Here is a 17,439-nt window from a genome sequence, read left to right on the forward strand (position 1 = left end):
CAGACTGGTATGAATTTCAACATATAGTTTTTTTACACTCAGCTTTCTGGCTTTAGCTAGACAACCTCAATAAGCTTTTTATCAATGTGTGTCCGCCCTTTTCAAGAACAGCCAGCTTCGGATTATCCAGTATCTGATAATCGCCACCTTCCATTTCAATTGGTCAGCCATGCTGCATTTAAATCACGTAAAGTGGGCTGATAGCGATCACTTAGCCTGAAATCTGTACACTGTCTGCCAAAGTTATGATACATCATTACATAAAATTCAGTATCGGCCAGCCATGGCGATGGGCATACTGCACCAGTTTCTCATCAGGATTAACGGCAACCGGATCCGTTACCAAATTGAGCAAGGGCAAATCATTATGCGAATCACTGTAAAAATACACTTTACTAAAATCTTCCAGTTGTTGCCCGCGCTGTGTTAACCACTGCTGCAAGCGGGTAACTTTGCCTTCTTTAAAACTGGGCGTACCTGTATAGTGTCCGGTATAGTTACCGTCTGCATCTGTTTCTAACTGCACGCCGATAATATTCTGAATACCAAACGCTTTTGCGATGGGTGCGATAATAAATTCATTAGTAGCAGACAAAAGCAGCATTTCATCACCAGCATCGCGGTGTCCTTGTACCAGCATTTTAGCCATAGTAGAAATATGCGGCACGATAAAATCGCGCATATACTCATTATGCATTTCATCCAGCTCTGCGCGGCTAAAGCGCGCCAGTGGTGCAAGCTGGAATTTCAGAAATTCATCAATATCCAGACAGCCATTCAGGTAATCCTGGTAAAATTTGTCGTTTTTCATGTCAACAAACGATTTATCTACCAGCCCTTTTTGCATCAGATACTTCGGCCATTCATTATCTGAATCACAGTTAATCAGTGTGTGGTCAAGGTCAAAAATAGCCAGATTCATGCATTTTCCTGTTGTTTAAGTAACTGGCGCAATAATGTAAGAGTGATGCGTCTACCCTGCGCCAGTGAATAATCATTCAGGGTATTAAGCATCAGCAGCAAGCTATCCAGATCTCTGCGCCAGTGAGCCAGCAAATAGCGGATTACTTCTGCATCAACCGGTATTTGCCTTGCATGAGCCATGCCTACCAGAGCATTGAATTTTTCATCATCACTTAATGGTTTGATTTCGTAGACAAGACAATAGGCCATGCGTGTACGTAAATCTTCACGGATCATTAGCTGCTGAGGGGGGATTGCTGAACTTAAAAGCAGATTACCGTGCCGGCTGTTGCGAAAATGGTTGAAGAGAGAAAATAGTTGCTGCTGTTCAGTGGCACTGAGTAATTCAATCTGGTCTACGGCAACACAATCCAGATCGAACAGCCAGTGTCCCAGGCCTTCTCTGGCTGCATCAACATATTCAGCTTTCAGCCCGCGTGACTGTGCTTGAGCCACCCATGCTTTGAGCAAGTGGCTTTTACCACTGCCTGCTTCCCCCCAGACAAAGATAAACGGGTCAGCCTGATGCTGTAACACATAAATCAGTTCCGCATTGGTATGTCCAAGAAATTTATCAAATCCGGGATAGCTACGATCGTCAAAGTCAAATATCAGTTGGTTCACTACAGTAGACCAGTTTGAAAGCTAGTGCGACCTTTGATTGTAGCTGTCTGCTTAGTTCATATCAAGCAGCATAACGATGGAATTTAACTGATGAATAAGGATTTTATATTTAGCGGAAGTGAAAACCAACAGATAAAATATTTACTCCGACGGTTCAGCGGCAAATACCTGTTTCCATAGTTTCTTCACTATCTGATAATATTCAAGTAAGGAAGCATCTATGGGCGTAGTGACTGCGTCACGAAGACGGGTGTTATGCTGTAGCTGTCGATAATAACGATATGCAGTACGGCTGCCTTCCGCCAGTTTAGTGTCAATCAGCCCCAGCTCAGCCGCAATACTGAGCAAAGCAATATTGCCATAATTTTGTAATAATTGCGGATACTGATGTGCAAAAGAAAGAATCAGATACTGCACAATGAATTCCACATCAACGACACCGCCGCGGGCATATTTCACGTTACTATCAACTGGAGGATGTGTAGGGAACATTTTTTCGCGCATGGCAATAATTTCTTTCCGAAGCTGTTCTGCATCACGCTGACGACACAGTATCTCATTCCGTACAGCATCAAAGCGTCTGCCAACTACACTGTCTCCGGCAATAAAGCGGGCACGTGTTAAAGCCTGATGTTCCCATGTCCATGCACTTTCACGTTCATAGCGCTCATAAGCCTGTATATGTGTGACGGTAAAACCGGAATCTCCGTTCGGACGCAGACGTAAATCAATATCATAGAGCATACCGGCGCCAGTCGGAACAGTGAGCCAGCTGGTCAAGCGGCGTGCCAGTCGAGTATAAGTATCGACAGCATCCGGATGATTATCATCAAATACATAAACCAAATCCAGATCAGAAGTATAGCCCAGCTCTTTGCCGCCTAATTTGCCATAACCAATCACAGCAAAGTGCGCAGTATCAGTATGCCTGCGTGGTAATTCAGTCCATACTCTTGTAAGTGCTGCTTGAATAATCAAATCAGCCAAAGCGGAAAGCTGGTCGGATAAAGACTCAACTGTCCACAAGCCAGCCAGATCCTGCACAGCCAGACGGAAAGTCCATGCATGCTGAAACCGGCGTAAAACATCCATCTGGGCTTCAACATCACCGTGACACTCATCAAGCTGATACTCCAGTTCAATCGAGTGAGCTGCCCAATCAGTATCTATACGCATTAATTCGTTGCTAAGCAGCTCATCCAGCAATACCGGATGCTGCTGTAGATAAGTAGCTACCCAGCTACTCTGGCTCATTAAACCAGCCAGTTTTTCCAGAGCCTCAGGATGCTCATGCATAAATGCCAGATAAGAGCTGCGCCGACCAATGGCCTCAAGAAAATCCAGTAAACGGGCTAAAGTAACATCTGCTTGCGAACATTTCGCAGCAATACTAAGCACTGACGGTATGATTTCGTCAAAGCGCTGTTGCGCAGTGGACGATAGCTGCCGGTACTGACTGCCATGATGCAATTGTTGCAGCCGCTGCAATACATTTTTGGCATCAAACCCGTGCGCAGTCAGCAAAGCGATTTTTTCTTTGTTGTCACTTTCATCCTGCCATACACGCAACATATCCGGATCGTTTACTTTGGCTTTGTCTTCCGGTTCAGTAAATATTGCTTCAAAAATCTGGTGCACAGCCTGTCTGTGCTGATTCAGGGCAGCCAGATAATCTTTGTAGTCGCTGTATCCCATACTTTGTGCCAGCATTTGCTGCTGCTTTTCACCAGTTGGTAACATCTGGGTTTGTTGGTCATCCCAGTATTGCAGCCGGTGTTCGGTATCCCGCAAAAAATAATAGGCTTTCAGTAATGTATCGACATTATCCTCCGACAGCATACCGTGCTGAAGCAAAGCATGCAGCGTTTCCTGTGTACCTTTTAATTGCAGGCTGCGTACCTGTCCGCCCCGTATTAACTGGAATATCTGGGCAACAAATTCCACCTCACGGATACCACCGGCACCAAGTTTGATATTATCAGCCATACCTTTACGGGTAACTTCACGCTGTATCTGCCTATGCAGGTTGCGCATGCCGTCATAAGCATTAAAATCCAGATATTTGCGATATACAAAAGGTCGTACCAGTGCAGCAATATTATTCGGATAGTCAGTGACCAGACGCGCCTTTGTCCATGCATAACGCTCCCACTCCCGTCCCTGCTGAATCAGATAATGCTCCAGTGCGGTTTCATTGATTACCAGAGCTCCAGAATCACCATCTGGACGCAAACGCATATCAACCCGAAAGACCTGACCATCTCCGGTAATATCATTTAACAAAGCAATGATTTTCTGTCCGACTTTTGTAAAAAATTCCTGATTGCTCTTCTGTCGTTTACCATCAGTATTTCCGGCTTCCGGAAACACAAAAATTAAATCAATATCAGAAGATACATTCAGCTCATAGCCACCCATTTTCCCCATACCTACAATACTAAGGCGTTGCTTATCCCCGCTGTACTGGCCGACTGGCTGTCCGTACAAACCAGCATAGTAGGCATGTGCATACTGCTCAGCAATATTTATAGCGAAATCCGCCAGATGGGTAATAGTTACAGTGACTTCATTTAAATCGCTTACCCGCGCCAAATCACGAGCCATAATATGTGCCATTACATAACGGCGCAGCAGGCGTAACTGGCGTGCCAGTTCATCTTCATTTTCACTACTCTGTAATTGCGCCCAGTCAGCGAAATTCCGGAAATCATCAATGGTCAGTTGCCGCTCCAGCCAAGGATAAAGTTTGTCTGTATTAAGTAACTGATTATCCAGTAAACGGCTTAGAAACAATGAATACGGACGTGCTGCTGCAAGAATTTGTTCGGGAGTCATAATGGCATTAATAAGAATATGAATGCATGGTTTATCATACCGTCTGAAACTAATACTGTGAATCAGTAATTCAGAGACAATAACATGCAGTATTTCAGTGAGAAGCTGAATATTGCCGGAAATAAAAAAAGAAGTTTGCGCTTTCGGCGAAACTTCCTTTTTTCAGATTTAATTATCCAATGATGTAACTAATTAGTGATGATGGTGATCATGCGCTCCATGTACATGACCATGTTCCAGCTCCTCAGCCGTAGCAGGGCGAATGTCTTTTACTGTTGCTTTAAAACGAATACACTGTCCAGCCAACGGATGATTACCATCGACTACAGCTTTACCATCTGCTACATCGGTAATACGATAAACCATTACATCACCAGTTTCCGGGTCATCTGCTTCAAACATCATGCCCACTTCAACTTCAACCGGAAACACATCCAATGGTTCAATACGAATCAGATCTTCATCCTGTTCGCCAAATGCATCATCTGGTGCCAGTTTTACATCTACTACATCGCCAACCGTCTTATCATGTAACTGTTCTTCAACCAACGGAAAAATACCGTCATAGCCACCGTGCAAATAGCTAATCGGTTCTTCAGTTTTATCGATCAGCTGGTTATCAGCATTGAACATTTCATAGTCCAGTGTCACAACAGAATTTTTGGCGATTTTCATAATTTTTTTCCATAATCAAGCTGCACAGGCAGCAAACAATTTGTATTTTAACATGTAATGGTGCAAACCACATGACGTTACAGACTGCTATTGCAGACTATCCAGCCGTGCCATCATTCCGGCAAGAATACTTTTACCTTCCGACTGACTAACAATGGGTTCACTGCCCTTACGTCCCAGCAAACGAATATCTTCGCCCGGCATTTCATCAATAAAACGGCTGGGTTCATGAAATTCCCAGGAACCGGCACGTTTGCGTTTATGACAATGTGTAAGAGTAAGAGTTTGCCGCGCACGGGTGATACCCACATACATCAGCCGGCGTTCCTCATCAATATTGCCTTCTTCGATACTGTCAGCATGCGGAAATACTCCTTCTTCACAGCCTACCAGAAACACATGCGGATACTCCAGACCTTTAGACGCATGCAGAGTGGACATACTCACCATATCTGCATCTTCATCTTCTTTACCATCAAGCAATGTCATTAGTGCTATAGTCTGGGCTATTTCCAGAATATTCCGGCCATCTTCTTCACCTTTTTTGCCTATCCAGCTGAGCAAATCCTGCACATTGCGCCATTTAATTTCTCCGGCCCGTCCTTCCTCTGTATTGAGCAAATGTGTTTCATAAGCTATATCGGCAAGCAAACTGTGCAACAATTGTCCGGCATCTTCCACAGTAGCACGTGCCTGATAATCAGCCAGCAAAGCCATAAACTGCTGTAACGGTTCACGGCTTTTTGCTGACAACTCTGCCAGCGCATCCATACTGCGTGCAGCTTCAAATAAACTGCATTGTGCTACTTTGGCATAATTATTCAGCTTAGCCAGTGTGGTTTCACCTACTCCTCGCCGTGGTGTCGTTACTGCGCGCAGAAATGCCGGATCATCGTCCGGATTAGCAAGTAAACGAACATAAGCCAGTACATCTTTGATTTCGGCCTTATCAAAAAAACTTTGTCCGCCTGAAAGTCTGTATGGAATTCTCCGGCTGCGCAATGCCTCTTCAAAAACTCTCGCCTGATGATTACCCCGATATAAAATCGCAAAATCCCGGTAATGTACGGCATCACCACCAATCAATTTCTGATGAGCAATTCTGCTGACGACTACATCAGCTTCGTGAGCCTCATTTTTACAGGCAATAACATCAATCATGTCACCCAACCCGTATTCACTCCATAATGTTTTAGCAAAAAGTTTGGGATTATGGGCAATCACCTGATTGGCTACACGCAGAATACGTGCAGTAGAACGATAATTCTGCTCCAGTTTAATAATCTTTAAATCCGGATAATCTTGTTGCAGCAGACGCAGATTTTCCATATTGGCACCACGCCAGGCATAAATACTCTGATCATCATCACCTACGGCAGTAAACTTACCTTCTGCACCGGTAAGCAGACGCATCAGCGCATACTGACAGGTATTGGTATCCTGACATTCATCTACCAGCAAATAACGCAAACGAAGCTGCCACTTATAGCGAATGTCTGCCTGTGACTGGAGCAGCTCAACCGGTATCCGGATTAAATCATCAAAATCTACTGCCTGATAGCTGGTCAGAGTATCCTGATAAGAGGCATATAACTGCCCCATCTGATGTGTCCATGTATCATCAGCCTGCCGAATAACAGTTTCCGGAGAAAGCAGACTATTTTTCCACAGTGAAATCTGATGCTGGGCTTTAAACACCATTTCCCTGCCGGTACTGCCCAGTAATTCACTGATGATTTTGCCCGCATCGGCACTGTCGAGAATAGAAAATTGTTTTTTATATCCCGCAGCTGCTGCTTCCTCACGTAAAAAACGCATACCCAGCGAATGAAAAGTACATATAGTTAAACCGCGGGTTTGCGGTTTACTTAATAAATGACCAACACGCTCCTGCATTTCCCGTGCCGCTTTATTAGTAAAGGTAATTGCAGCTATCTGCTGGGCAGGATAATGTGCTTGTGTAATCAGGTAAGCAATTTTTTCAGTAATAACACGCGTTTTACCACTGCCGGCACCGGCCAGCACCAGTAATGGTCCATCAAGATAGTGAATAGCTTCGTGTTGTTGCGGATTCAGATTTAACATGGTTTTATTGATGCTTCCGGCAAAAACACAACCGTACTGTTTATCAGGCCGGCTTCTGGTCAGCCGGATATCTTACAATTGCCAGTCTATCGGGCTTAATCCGTGCTCCTGCAGATATGCATTAGCCCGTGAAAAATGTCTGCATCCGAAAAAACCACGGTATGCAGATAAAGGAGACGGATGAGGTGCAGTTAATACCAGATGTTTTTTCCGGTCAATCATAGCACCTTTTTTTTGGGCATGGCTGCCCCAAAGCATAAATACAATATGTTCACGTTCAGCATTTAAGACAGCAATCACATGGTCGGTAAAAGTTTCCCAGCCCAGCTCTGCATGTGAATGTGCCTGACCGGCGCGCACGGTTAAAACGGTATTAAGCAACAATACACCTTGCTCTGCCCAGTGCTGCAAATAGCCATGCTGCGGAATACGAAAGCCGGGTATATCCCCAGTCAGTTCTTTATATATATTGACTAGTGAAGGAGGAATGGCTACACCTTGCCGTACAGAAAAAGACAAACCATGCGCCTGCTGCGGACCATGATAAGGATCCTGACCAAGAATAACCACTTTAACCTGAGCAAATTCAGTTGCCTTAAACGCATTGAACACATCTTGTGCCGGCGGATAAATCACCTTACCGGCCAGCCTTTCAGCACGTACTGTTTCCAGAATATGCTGAAAATACGGTTGCTGTTTTTCTGCACCAATTGCCTGATGCCATGTCTGCATTAAAACTTCCCCTGTCTGATAAAAAGGCAATTTATGCCTTGCAGTCGGCCTTATACCCGTCAAGCTGCCAATTTTAGCATAGCGGCAAAACTACTAATCATGCCTTATACGCCAGAAATGCGCTAACGGACCATACCCATGTCCCAGATGCCAGTGTTGCCCTGCCTCAATCGCACCATGTACATAACTTTTGGCAGCCGCAACTGTATTAGCCAGATTTTCATGCTGTGGTCGCAAAGCGGCTATCGCAGCTGAAAGAGTACAGCCGGTACCATGAGTATGTGAAGTATGAATCCGGAGACTTTTAAAACATACCGGTTCATTATCCCGTTCCATCAGCCAGTCTGCAGCATCTTCAGAATTATTACGGTGCCCGCCTTTTACCAGTACCGCATGACAGCCTTCATCCAGTAAAATCTGTCCCTGCTCGAGCATTTCTTTATCCGTAGTGGCTATCGGCTTATGTGTCATGATAGACAGTTCAAAAAGATTAGGTGTCAGAATATCAGCCAGCGGCATCAGCAAATGCTTCATTATCTGCACAGTATTTTCTATCGACAAAGCTGAACCTGAAGTAGCCACCATGACCGGATCCAGTACAGTAAAGGGCAAATGATATTGTTGCAGTGATTGAGCAACCGTACGGATGCTGTCAATATCAGCCAGCATACCGATTTTGACTGCATCAATACGAATATCAGACATCACTGCCGCACACTGCGCTTCTATCATATCCGGCGCTACTACCATAACCTGCTGTACACCAAAAGTATTCTGTGCAGTAATGGCTGTAATCACACTAGTACCGTATGCGCCCAGCGCAGCAAAAGTTTTTAAGTCCGCCTGAATACCTGCTCCGCCACTGGAATCAGATCCGGCAATAGTTAAAGCACGGGGGTAAGGCTTGGCGAGCGCCATAAGCATCTCCCTGAAAATTTTTATTTGTCAACGAATTAACTTATATATACTTCCAGAAAAAAAAACAAGCCCGTATAAATATCCGCAAAATATGCCTATTGACTATTTGTAAAGAAAAACCCACATAAAAATATAATATTTTCAATTAAAAACAGAAATTTAATTCAAACTTTCAATCAGCAAAAATATGTTCTGCTGCCGGAAAAGTTTTTGCTTTTACTTCGCGAACATAGGCACTGACTGCTGCCTGAATACTATCCTGATCCTGCATAAAATTTTTGACAAATTTAGCTGTTTTACCCGGATAAATACCCAGCATATCATGCATTACCAAAACTTGTCCGTCACAGTCGACACCTGCACCAATACCGATTGTCGGGCAGCTAAGTGCTGCTGTCACTTCTGCTGCCAGCTGACCGGGTACACACTCCATTAATACCATATCAGCACCAGCCTGTGCATGAGCCTGAGCATCGGCCATTAATTGTGCCGCGGCTTCACCACGACCTTGTACTTTATAGCCTCCGAGTGTATGAACGGATTGCGGTGTAAGACCGATATGTGCACATACCGGAATACCTCGCTGCTGTAAAAACTGCGTGGTTTCTGCTATCCATGCACCCCCTTCCAGTTTTACCATATGTGCACCAGCAACCATCAGGCGTACTGCAGCAGCAAAAGCCTGTTCTTTGCTTTGCTGATAGGCTCCAAAAGGCAGATCAGCCAGAATCATTGCCTGTTGATTACCTCGTGCTACAGCAGCCGTGTGATAACAGATATCATCAACACTAACCGGTATAGTAGATGTTTGCCCTTGTACCGCCATACCAAGCGAATCACCAATCAGCAATATATCAACACCGGCATCGCTCATCAGACGGGCAAAACTGGCATCATAACAAGTCAGCATGGCAATTTTTTCACCGGCTGCCTTCATTTTCCTTAAAGTATGAATAGTATGCATATACAGATAAATCCGCTATTTATGTTTTATCAGAAAATACTGCCGGAAATAACAGCTTATTTATTTTTAACTTGCATTCCGGCTAAAGAAACCCAAATTTGTTACAACAAATATCCGGCTAGTTGTAATGACCGGCAAAATACCACAGACTACAGCCAAACCAGAACAGATTAACAAATATTTTGCCATCCTTTATTCCCATCTGATGACTGGAATATCTTTAAAATTATTTATCTAATATGGATATATCCAATGTTGGTACTAAACCAGTAATTTCATCCTCGGTAATGCTGGGAAAATACGTATCTGAATTTTGCAATTCCATATACAAAAACTGTACTTTTTTCTATAAAAAGTACAGTTTGTAAGTCTGAAATCCATCGCAAAGAGAAAATAAATACCAAATTAACAGAATATTGTCATTGATATTTTTTTACTCAAATTAAACGGCATAAAATGCCGATATAGCTAATTTACGACAAATCAGATTGACGAAATATCCACGCAGACAACAGAAATAATTATTTCACCAAACAATTTTAAATAACTATTCGCTTAAATTGAGATAATTACGGCTGCCCTGCATATTGGCAATGGTATTGAGCAACAGTTCAAAATGATCGTCATTACCAAGAAAATCCAGCTCATTAGTATTAGCAATCAATAGCGGAGCATGCTGATATAAATGGAAAAACCGGCGATACTCAGCGTGAATTTGCTGTAAATAACCAGCCGGAAACAGATTAACCATTCCGTCATCCCGCTGACGCAAACGCTTATCAAGCAACTCGTCATCAGCTTCCAGATAAATCACCAGATCCGGAACCGGAAATTTCGGCATTACTTTTTGCTTAATTTGCCAGTACAGAGTCTGTTCCTCTTCACGCAAAATTACCGGCACATATATCTGATCCTTCTCAAGCAGAAAATCAGCAATAACCCGCGAGCGTCGCTCATCCTCTGCATAAATCACATTTATTGCCTCGCAACGACGCATTAAAAAATGCATCTCTGTGGCTAGCCCGTGATTAGTCGCATTCAGATAAAATTTTTCCAGAAACGGATTGCTTTCCGGAATTTCCGACAGCAGCAGAGCATCAAAATATTGTGCCAGACGGCGGCTTAAAGCTGATTTTCCACTGCCAATAGATCCTTCTACGACAATGTAGCGATAATCCATACTCCCTGCTCCCCTGTTTTTATTCCTGTTCGTCAGTAATTTCAGTAATTATAGTTACTGCATCCGGCTGTTTCTTTAATAATGCCGCGGCCACCACAGAAGCACTGTCATGAGTACCAATTACATAATAAGGCGCAATTGCAGCCAGCGGTGCCATTACAAAAGCACGTTCACACGCACGCGGGTGCGGCAGTGTCAGATCCGCATCATTAATATCCTGATGATCATAATCAATTATATCCAAATCAATCACTCGCGGTCCGTTTGGAACCTCACGTACCCGTCCCAGTCGGTTTTCCAGATCCAATAAAGAATTTAATAGTTCATGAGCACTTAAAGTGGTATGAACCAGAACAACAGCATTGACAAAATCCGGCTGGTCAGTCATTCCTACCGGCTTAGTAATATAAAGTGGTGAAATTGCCTTGACCCGAACCCCTTTAATCTGATTCAAATCTGTCAGAGCTGTTTCAACCTGTTTACGTGGATTATCAAGATTAGCCCCTAAAGCAATTACCGCTGTAACTAAATTCATGCTTCCTCCTGCTTAGGTTTGTTAGTGCGTCTGTTACGGTATCTTTTTTGTCTTGTTGAATTTTTTTCTGATTGCGAAGCAGTACGAATTAATTGCTCACGCTCTACATCTGAACCATGCTGAAAAGCCTGCCACCACTGAACTGTCTCCTGTGATAATTCGCCCAGACTGGCACGCAGACACATAAAATCAAAAGCAGCACGAAAACGCGGCTGTCCGAGTAAGCGGTAAGGACGCGCCCCGCGCATAATTTCAAACTGCGGTTGCAAACTCCAGATTTCACGCATGGTTACACTATATCGCTGCGGCACACCCCAGTTTTTATCTACATGCTGACGTTCTGAAGTAATCGCCGCATTCATCGCTGCACTGGAGCGCATACCACTATTCAGTTCCCGCTGCCATACTGTTCTTATATGCGGCCATAATACAGCTGCCAGTACAAAGCCCATAGATACAGATTTATCTGCCCGCAGGCGTTCGTCAGTATTGTGCAGAGCCAGTGCGACAATATTATCATTACTTTCGCCGCCCGGCATTAATGCATCAAGTAGCGGATGAATATCTTTCAGACCAAGATTATTCATCTGGCGCAGACATGCCTGTGCATAACCACTGAACAATATTTTCAGCACTTCATCAAACAGCCGAGCCGGCGGTTCCCGCTTTAACAACTGCACACATTCAGCTATCGGTTTAGATGTATGTTTATCTACGGTAAAGCCAAGTTTGCCAGATAATCTGGCTGCCCGTAGCATGCGCACCGGATCCTCCTGATAGCGCTCAGCCGGATTACCTATCATTACCAGACGCCGGTTAAGTATGTCTTCAACGCCATGATGAAAATCCAGAACTACCTGCTGTTTCGGATCATAGTATAGAGCGTTGGCAGTAAAGTCCCGGCGCATTGCATCCTGTTCAAGCGTACCGAAACTGACATCCTTCATAATCCGGCCTAGCTCATTATGGCTGTTGACTGCCCCGCCCCGAAAAGTTGTTACCTCGATAGTTTCCGGACCAACCATAACATGCACAATCGGAAAACGCCTGCCGATAATGCGGCTGCGCCGGAAAAGTTTATGTATCTGTTCGGGTGTAGCATCTGTTGCCACATCGAAATCTTTAGGTGTCACACCAAGCAATAAATCACGCACAGCACCACCTACCACATAAGCCTGATAACCCTCCTTCTGCAAGCGGGTGATAACCTTTTCCGCTGCAAAACTCAGATCATCTGCCTGAATATGGTGTTGTGCCAATGAGATTTCCCGCCTTTTGCCACGCCGGGCAGATTTTCTCGGCAAAACCTTGTGTAACCACTTTGTTAGCATAAATAATACAAAAGCTTGTGAAAAAAATACTCGCGTGCCGCAGCAACCACGACCGATAAAGTACTATAGTATAACCTATCTATCCGTATCTCATCATTCCTCACCGCACGGACAAGTGCAATCTGCCGGCATTTTCTTCACTACCACTGCCTACTTTGTATATAATACACCCGTTTCTGAACTCATCATGTAAGAAGAAACCGATATGTATAATTATCAGTCTGACACTACCCAGTTTCTGAATGAATTTCTAACTAAGCACCCGGAAGAAGCACAAGCACAAATCGAACATCGCGGCATGCTATGGGATGTACAACTCAATCCGGAAGATGAAGCAAACTTTGCTGCCGCCAAATTGCCGAAAAAAGGTTATACCTATCTAACTGAATAATCTCTGTTTAACCAGTTATGAGCCAGAACGGTTATCTGAATACCCCGGAGCTGAGGCAATATCTTGCCGGAATAAACCCTGCAGAAGCGCCACTATTGGCACAGCTGCGTGCTGAAACGGCACGGCATCGCAAGGGTAATATGAGTATCGCACCGGAACAGGCTCAATTAATGGTATGGCTTGCACGGATGATTCAGGCTCGCAACTATCTGGAAATTGGTGTTTTTACCGGTTACAGTAGTACAGCTATGGCAATGGCACTGCCGGAAGACGGACACATCACTGCCTGTGATATTAACGTAACCTATACCGATATTGCCCGCCGCTACTGGCAAGAGGCTAATGTCAGCCATAAAATCCAGCTGTATCTGCAGCCGGCAATAATAACCCTCGATAAACTGATTACCAGTAATCAAAACAATTATTACGATATTGCTCTGATAGACGCAGATAAGATACCCACCCCTCAATATTTTGAGCGCTGCCTGCAATTGGTTCGTCCCGGCGGTATTATCGCCATTGATAATGTCTTATTGCATGGCCGTGTTGCACAGACAGCCAACGCTAATGAATCAGAAAGTGTTCATATCATGCGTCAGTTCAATGCCGGCCTGATAAACAATACGCGGATAATTCCGTTAACTATACCACTTGGTGATGGTTTAACACTTATTCAGAAAAGATAATAACAAACAACCAGAGGAGAAAAATACATGAATTCACGTTTAAATCAATACTATTTCAGCCTAATCCTGATAGTTACATTTTGTATCAGTGCTTGCAGTAACCTACCATCCTCCTCTGTTATGACTAGTACTTCTGCTGCGGAAGAAGTACACACAAATAGTAACCAATCTACTGAACAGCTTGGCCAGATTCAGGCGCAGCTGAATGCTTTACAGATACAGATCAATGGTCTGCAAAACCAGATGAATGATATTCGTCAGCAACAAGATACATTATCGCGCTACCTGAATGTACGTACTCCGGTCAGCCACACTACTCCGGTCAAAGCCTCCGCTACTAATGATAATACCAGCGAAGCACGCCGGCTATATAATGCCGGTCTTTATAGCCAAAGCATTCGTCTGCTGAAAAACGCTGATAGTGGTGGCAATGGCAGTGCCCAGGCACAAGATCGCATGTGGCTGCTGCTGCAAAACCATTCTCGTTTGAATAATTGTGAATCAGTAATTAATATCGGCAAGCGCTTTAACAGCCTTTATCCGCAAAACAGTCAAAGTGCCAACGCTCTTTATCTGGTGGCACAATGTCAGACTCATTTACAGCAGCAGGATATTTCCCGCCTTACTTATCAGCACATTATCAGTAGTTATCCCAACAGTAATGCCGCTGTTAAAGCCAGGCATCAATTAAAAAACCTGTTACCAATCAAAAAAGGAACTCGATGAACACTCCGCAAATCGGCATTATTATGGGTAGCAATAGTGACTATCCGATTATGCAGCAGGCAGAGCAGTTTCTGCAGCAATTCAGTATTCCTTATGAAATACAGGTTGTATCCGCACACCGTACTCCGGATTTAATGTTTGAATACGCTGAAACCGCCCGTTCCCGAGGCTTGAAAGCGATTATAGCCGGCGCCGGAGGGGCTGCTCATCTGCCGGGCATGGTTGCTGCCAAAACCACCGTTCCTGTTCTGGGCGTACCTGTACCAAGTAAATATTTGCGCGGTGAAGATTCACTACTGTCTATTGTCCAAATGCCTAAAGGCGTACCAGTAGCCACTTTTGCTATTGGTGAAGCTGGTGCAGCCAATGCTGCTTTATTTGCCATTTCCATGCTGGCCAATGACAATCCGCAGCTGGCACAAAAACTGGCAGAATTTCGTGAAAGCCAGAAACAAAGTGTTCTGGATATGAATTTACCCAGCATTTCAGCCTGATTACTACTTAATTCAGACATATTTGCTGCATAAATATACTGAATAATATCATTATGCTATTGATATTAATTGTATTCAAATAAGAAAGAAAATTGACTATTATCCTCAGTAGCATGAGCATATTTACATGATTAGAATTAGCTCCAGAAAGCAATATCAGTTTTTTAGTTATCAACTTAATCTAAAGAATTTCTGCTAAATAACTGAAAGTAGAATACAATTTAAAATTAAAAATAAAATTCCAGCTTTCTTATTATTGCCAACAACAAGTACTAAAAATATTCATTCTAAATTAAATATTCCATTTGAATTACAATCAGTATTGGACTGATTTAAGATTCAGTTTAACAATAAATTAAGCTAAAAAATTAGTAAATTCATTTATTTATTACAACCAGACAGGATTTGGATATTAAACAAATAAAACCTATAAATATGTTTATATCATTTATTATATTTGATACCCATAATAAATAAATTATTACATTTTATTTACTGAATAAAAAACGGATACTGCTCTTATATTAGCAGTATCCGTTTTTTATAACAAAATATTATTTTTCTGTTCGCAAATCCTTACGCAAAATTTTTCCTACAGCAGATTTGGGCAGTTCTGAGCAAAACTCTATATCTTTAGGCACTTTATAGCCGGTCAGATTCTGGCGGCAATAGGCAATAATTTGTTCACGAGTCAGATTCGGTTCTCGTTTTACTACAAATAACTTGATTGCTTCGCCTGATTTTTCATTAGGTACACCGATACAAGCTACTTCCAGCACCTCAGGCATAGCGGCTACAACCTCTTCTACCTCATTCGGATATACATTAAAACCCGATACCAGAATCATATCTTTTTTGCGATCTACCAGCTTTACATAACCTTTAGCATCAATTTCAGCCATATCACCGGTAGCCACAAAACCACGGCTATCAAGAACTTTAGCTGTTTCTTCTGGTCGGTTCCAGTAGCCTTTCATTACTTGCGGCCCCTGAACCCATAATTCGCCTACTTCACCAACCCCGAGAACCTTGCCGTTATCATCACGAATTTCAATATCTGTATTCGACACCGGCAAACCGGCAGTACCCGTATATTCAGGATTATTCAGCGGATTAGCACACACGCCGGGGCTGGCCTCAGTTAAACCATAAGCATCAATAATGGGCACACCCGTAATGGCTTTCCATTCCTGCGCTACCATTTTCTGAGTTGCCATTCCGCCACCCAGCACCAGCTTCCAGGTTGAAAAATCAATCGTTTTAAATTCTTCATTATGAATCAGTGCATTAAACAGAGTATTAACGCCACTCATTACCGTTACCCGATTGTTTTTCAGAACTTTAACCAAAGCTTTAATATCACGTGGGTTGGTAATCAGAATATTTTTGGAACCAGCATTAGCAAAAATCATAATATTCACAGTAAGTGAAAAAATATGATATAGCGGCAATGGTGTTACTACTACTTCCTTTCCAGGGACCAGATTTGCTTTAATCCATTCTGATGCCTGCTGCATATTAGCTACAATATTACCATGCGTCAGCATTGCGCCCTTGGACATACCGGTTGTCCCGCCGGTATATTGCAACAAAGCCAAATCTTCCAGCTCAAGCGGTACCGGAGTAAAACGTTGTTTTTTCCCTAATTCCAGAGCATGCAGAAAAGTAACTGCCCCCTCAATCCGAAAAGGCTTCACCATTTTTTTGACTTTGCGCAGCATGAAGTTCACTACAGTACCCTTCAGCCAGCCAAGCATATCGCCCATACTGGCCACTATCACCTGCTTGATTGCAGTCTGCTCCAGAACCTGAGCCACTGTATGCGCAAAATTTTCCAGTACAATAATCGCAGTTGCACCGGAATCAATCAACTGATGAGCTAATTCCCTCGGCGTATACAGAGGATTAACGTTAACAACTACGCCGCCAGCCTGTAACACCCCGAATACCGCAATCGGATACTGCAATACATTAGGCATCATAATTGCTACCCGCTCACCTTTTTGCAGATTCAGTACATTCTGCAAATATGACGTGAACTGATTTACAAAAGTAGCAGTTTGAGTATACGTGAGTGTAGTACCCATATTGGAAAAGCTTGGCTGCGGGCCGAATTTCTTCACACTGGTGTCAAGAACGTCAATAATTGACGAATATGCACGCACATCTACTTCTGCCCGCACCCCTTCCTGATAACTTTGTAACCAGATTTTTTCCATTATCTTTTTCCTCTGCAACAATGCGTCTAATTTAAAGTGAAGTAAGGAAATATCAGTCAAAACAGACTGCAAAGAAAACAT

General features: G+C 43.4%; 16 protein-coding genes. 4 read left to right on the forward strand and 12 right to left on the reverse strand.

What is annotated here, in order from left to right:
• Positions 1–256: 256 nt before the first annotated feature.
• The 11 genes from H3U73_RS05790 to pcnB all read right to left on the reverse strand — a co-directional run bounded on the left by H3U73_RS05790 (position 257) and on the right by pcnB (position 12,842).
• On the reverse strand, positions 257–922 hold the full coding sequence (locus H3U73_RS05790; protein ID WP_084586780.1) for an HAD family phosphatase: 666 nt from the start codon (positions 920–922) through the stop codon (positions 257–259).
• A complete protein-coding gene (hda, locus tag H3U73_RS05795; RefSeq protein WP_037392794.1) occupies positions 919–1,587 on the reverse strand; it encodes a DnaA regulatory inactivator Hda in 669 nt (222 codons plus the stop codon). Before hda ends, H3U73_RS05790 begins: the two co-directional genes overlap by 4 nt.
• 141 nt (positions 1,588–1,728) lie before the next feature.
• Complete coding sequence (glnE, locus tag H3U73_RS05800) at positions 1,729–4,422, reverse strand: bifunctional [glutamate--ammonia ligase]-adenylyl-L-tyrosine phosphorylase/[glutamate--ammonia-ligase] adenylyltransferase (protein WP_198190177.1); 2,694 nt, start codon at positions 4,420–4,422, stop codon at positions 1,729–1,731.
• Between the two features lie 192 nt (positions 4,423–4,614).
• A complete protein-coding gene (locus tag H3U73_RS05805) occupies positions 4,615–5,097 on the reverse strand; it encodes a peptidylprolyl isomerase (protein ID WP_025330351.1) in 483 nt (160 codons plus the stop codon).
• A gap of 87 nt (positions 5,098–5,184) precedes the next feature.
• Positions 5,185–7,182 (reverse strand): DNA helicase Rep, encoded by a 1,998-nt coding sequence (gene rep, locus H3U73_RS05810; protein ID WP_037392787.1) that lies wholly within the window; start codon positions 7,180–7,182, stop codon positions 5,185–5,187.
• Positions 7,183–7,254: 72 nt separating this feature from the next.
• Positions 7,255–7,914, reverse strand: a complete 660-nt coding sequence (gene ung / locus H3U73_RS05815) for a uracil-DNA glycosylase (protein ID WP_198190178.1) — start codon at positions 7,912–7,914, stop codon at positions 7,255–7,257.
• A 93-nt stretch (positions 7,915–8,007) separates the two neighbouring features.
• The gene (thiD, locus tag H3U73_RS05820; protein WP_198190179.1) at positions 8,008–8,832 is read right to left on the reverse strand and encodes a bifunctional hydroxymethylpyrimidine kinase/phosphomethylpyrimidine kinase; all 825 of its coding nucleotides are present in this window, start codon (positions 8,830–8,832) and stop codon (positions 8,008–8,010) included.
• Between the two features lie 172 nt (positions 8,833–9,004).
• Entirely contained in the window at positions 9,005–9,796 is a 792-nt protein-coding gene (gene panB, locus H3U73_RS05825; protein ID WP_078474438.1) for a 3-methyl-2-oxobutanoate hydroxymethyltransferase, read from the reverse strand.
• A 547-nt stretch (positions 9,797–10,343) separates the two neighbouring features.
• Entirely contained in the window at positions 10,344–10,976 is a 633-nt protein-coding gene (locus H3U73_RS05830; RefSeq protein WP_025330346.1) for a deoxynucleoside kinase, read from the reverse strand.
• Between the two features lie 19 nt (positions 10,977–10,995).
• On the reverse strand, positions 10,996–11,511 hold the full coding sequence (gene folK, locus H3U73_RS05835; protein WP_084550483.1) for a 2-amino-4-hydroxy-6-hydroxymethyldihydropteridine diphosphokinase: 516 nt from the start codon (positions 11,509–11,511) through the stop codon (positions 10,996–10,998).
• A complete protein-coding gene (gene pcnB, locus H3U73_RS05840; protein WP_084550479.1) occupies positions 11,508–12,842 on the reverse strand; it encodes a polynucleotide adenylyltransferase PcnB in 1,335 nt (444 codons plus the stop codon). The genes folK and pcnB overlap by 4 nt, the downstream gene beginning before the upstream one ends.
• 205 nt (positions 12,843–13,047) lie before the next feature.
• On the opposite strand from pcnB, the gene H3U73_RS05845 reads away from it, so the two are divergent.
• Genes H3U73_RS05845 through purE form a run of 4 tightly spaced genes read left to right on the forward strand, consistent with a single transcriptional unit; the run spans position 13,048 to position 15,139 of the window.
• Entirely contained in the window at positions 13,048–13,233 is a 186-nt protein-coding gene (locus H3U73_RS05845; RefSeq protein WP_025330343.1) for a DUF3460 family protein, read from the forward strand.
• Between the two features lie 17 nt (positions 13,234–13,250).
• A complete protein-coding gene (locus tag H3U73_RS05850; protein WP_084550476.1) occupies positions 13,251–13,919 on the forward strand; it encodes an O-methyltransferase in 669 nt (222 codons plus the stop codon).
• 27 nt (positions 13,920–13,946) lie between these two features.
• Positions 13,947–14,645, forward strand: coding sequence for a hypothetical protein (locus H3U73_RS05855; protein WP_198190180.1), 699 nt, complete (start codon positions 13,947–13,949; stop codon positions 14,643–14,645).
• The gene (purE, locus tag H3U73_RS05860; protein WP_025330340.1) at positions 14,642–15,139 is read left to right on the forward strand and encodes a 5-(carboxyamino)imidazole ribonucleotide mutase; all 498 of its coding nucleotides are present in this window, start codon (positions 14,642–14,644) and stop codon (positions 15,137–15,139) included. Before H3U73_RS05855 ends, purE begins: the two co-directional genes overlap by 4 nt.
• 554 nt (positions 15,140–15,693) lie before the next feature.
• On the opposite strand, the gene H3U73_RS05865 is transcribed toward purE, so the two are convergent.
• Positions 15,694–17,358, reverse strand: a complete 1,665-nt coding sequence (locus H3U73_RS05865; RefSeq protein ID WP_174829954.1) for an AMP-binding protein — start codon at positions 17,356–17,358, stop codon at positions 15,694–15,696.
• Between the last annotated feature and the right edge of the window lie 81 nt (positions 17,359–17,439).

The organism is Snodgrassella sp. W8124 (genome assembly GCF_016100875.1).
Taxonomy (GTDB): domain Bacteria; phylum Pseudomonadota; class Gammaproteobacteria; order Burkholderiales; family Neisseriaceae; genus Snodgrassella; species Snodgrassella alvi.

Bases quoted from the DNA above. Each gene is read 5' to 3' on its own strand.
- H3U73_RS05790 (WP_084586780.1), bottom strand. From the start codon at position 922: ATGAATCTGGCTATTTTTGACCTTGACCACACACTGATTAACTGTGAT.
- glnE (WP_198190177.1), bottom strand. From the start codon at position 4,422: ATGACTCCCGAACAAATTCTTGCAGCAGCACGTCCGTATTCATTGTTT.
- H3U73_RS05805 (WP_025330351.1), bottom strand. From the start codon at position 5,097: ATGAAAATCGCCAAAAATTCTGTTGTGACACTGGACTATGAAATGTTC.
- rep (WP_037392787.1), bottom strand. From the start codon at position 7,182: ATGTTAAATCTGAATCCGCAACAACACGAAGCTATTCACTATCTTGAT.
- ung (WP_198190178.1), bottom strand. From the start codon at position 7,914: ATGCAGACATGGCATCAGGCAATTGGTGCAGAAAAACAGCAACCGTAT.
- thiD (WP_198190179.1), bottom strand. From the start codon at position 8,832: ATGGCGCTCGCCAAGCCTTACCCCCGTGCTTTAACTATTGCCGGATCT.
- panB (WP_078474438.1), bottom strand. From the start codon at position 9,796: ATGCATACTATTCATACTTTAAGGAAAATGAAGGCAGCCGGTGAAAAA.
- H3U73_RS05830 (WP_025330346.1), bottom strand. From the start codon at position 10,976: ATGGATTATCGCTACATTGTCGTAGAAGGATCTATTGGCAGTGGAAAA.
- folK (WP_084550483.1), bottom strand. From the start codon at position 11,511: ATGAATTTAGTTACAGCGGTAATTGCTTTAGGGGCTAATCTTGATAAT.
- pcnB (WP_084550479.1), bottom strand. From the start codon at position 12,842: ATGCTAACAAAGTGGTTACACAAGGTTTTGCCGAGAAAATCTGCCCGG.
- H3U73_RS05845 (WP_025330343.1), top strand. From the start codon at position 13,048: ATGTATAATTATCAGTCTGACACTACCCAGTTTCTGAATGAATTTCTA.
- H3U73_RS05850 (WP_084550476.1), top strand. From the start codon at position 13,251: ATGAGCCAGAACGGTTATCTGAATACCCCGGAGCTGAGGCAATATCTT.
- H3U73_RS05855 (WP_198190180.1), top strand. From the start codon at position 13,947: ATGAATTCACGTTTAAATCAATACTATTTCAGCCTAATCCTGATAGTT.
- purE (WP_025330340.1), top strand. From the start codon at position 14,642: ATGAACACTCCGCAAATCGGCATTATTATGGGTAGCAATAGTGACTAT.
- H3U73_RS05865 (WP_174829954.1), bottom strand. From the start codon at position 17,358: ATGGAAAAAATCTGGTTACAAAGTTATCAGGAAGGGGTGCGGGCAGAA.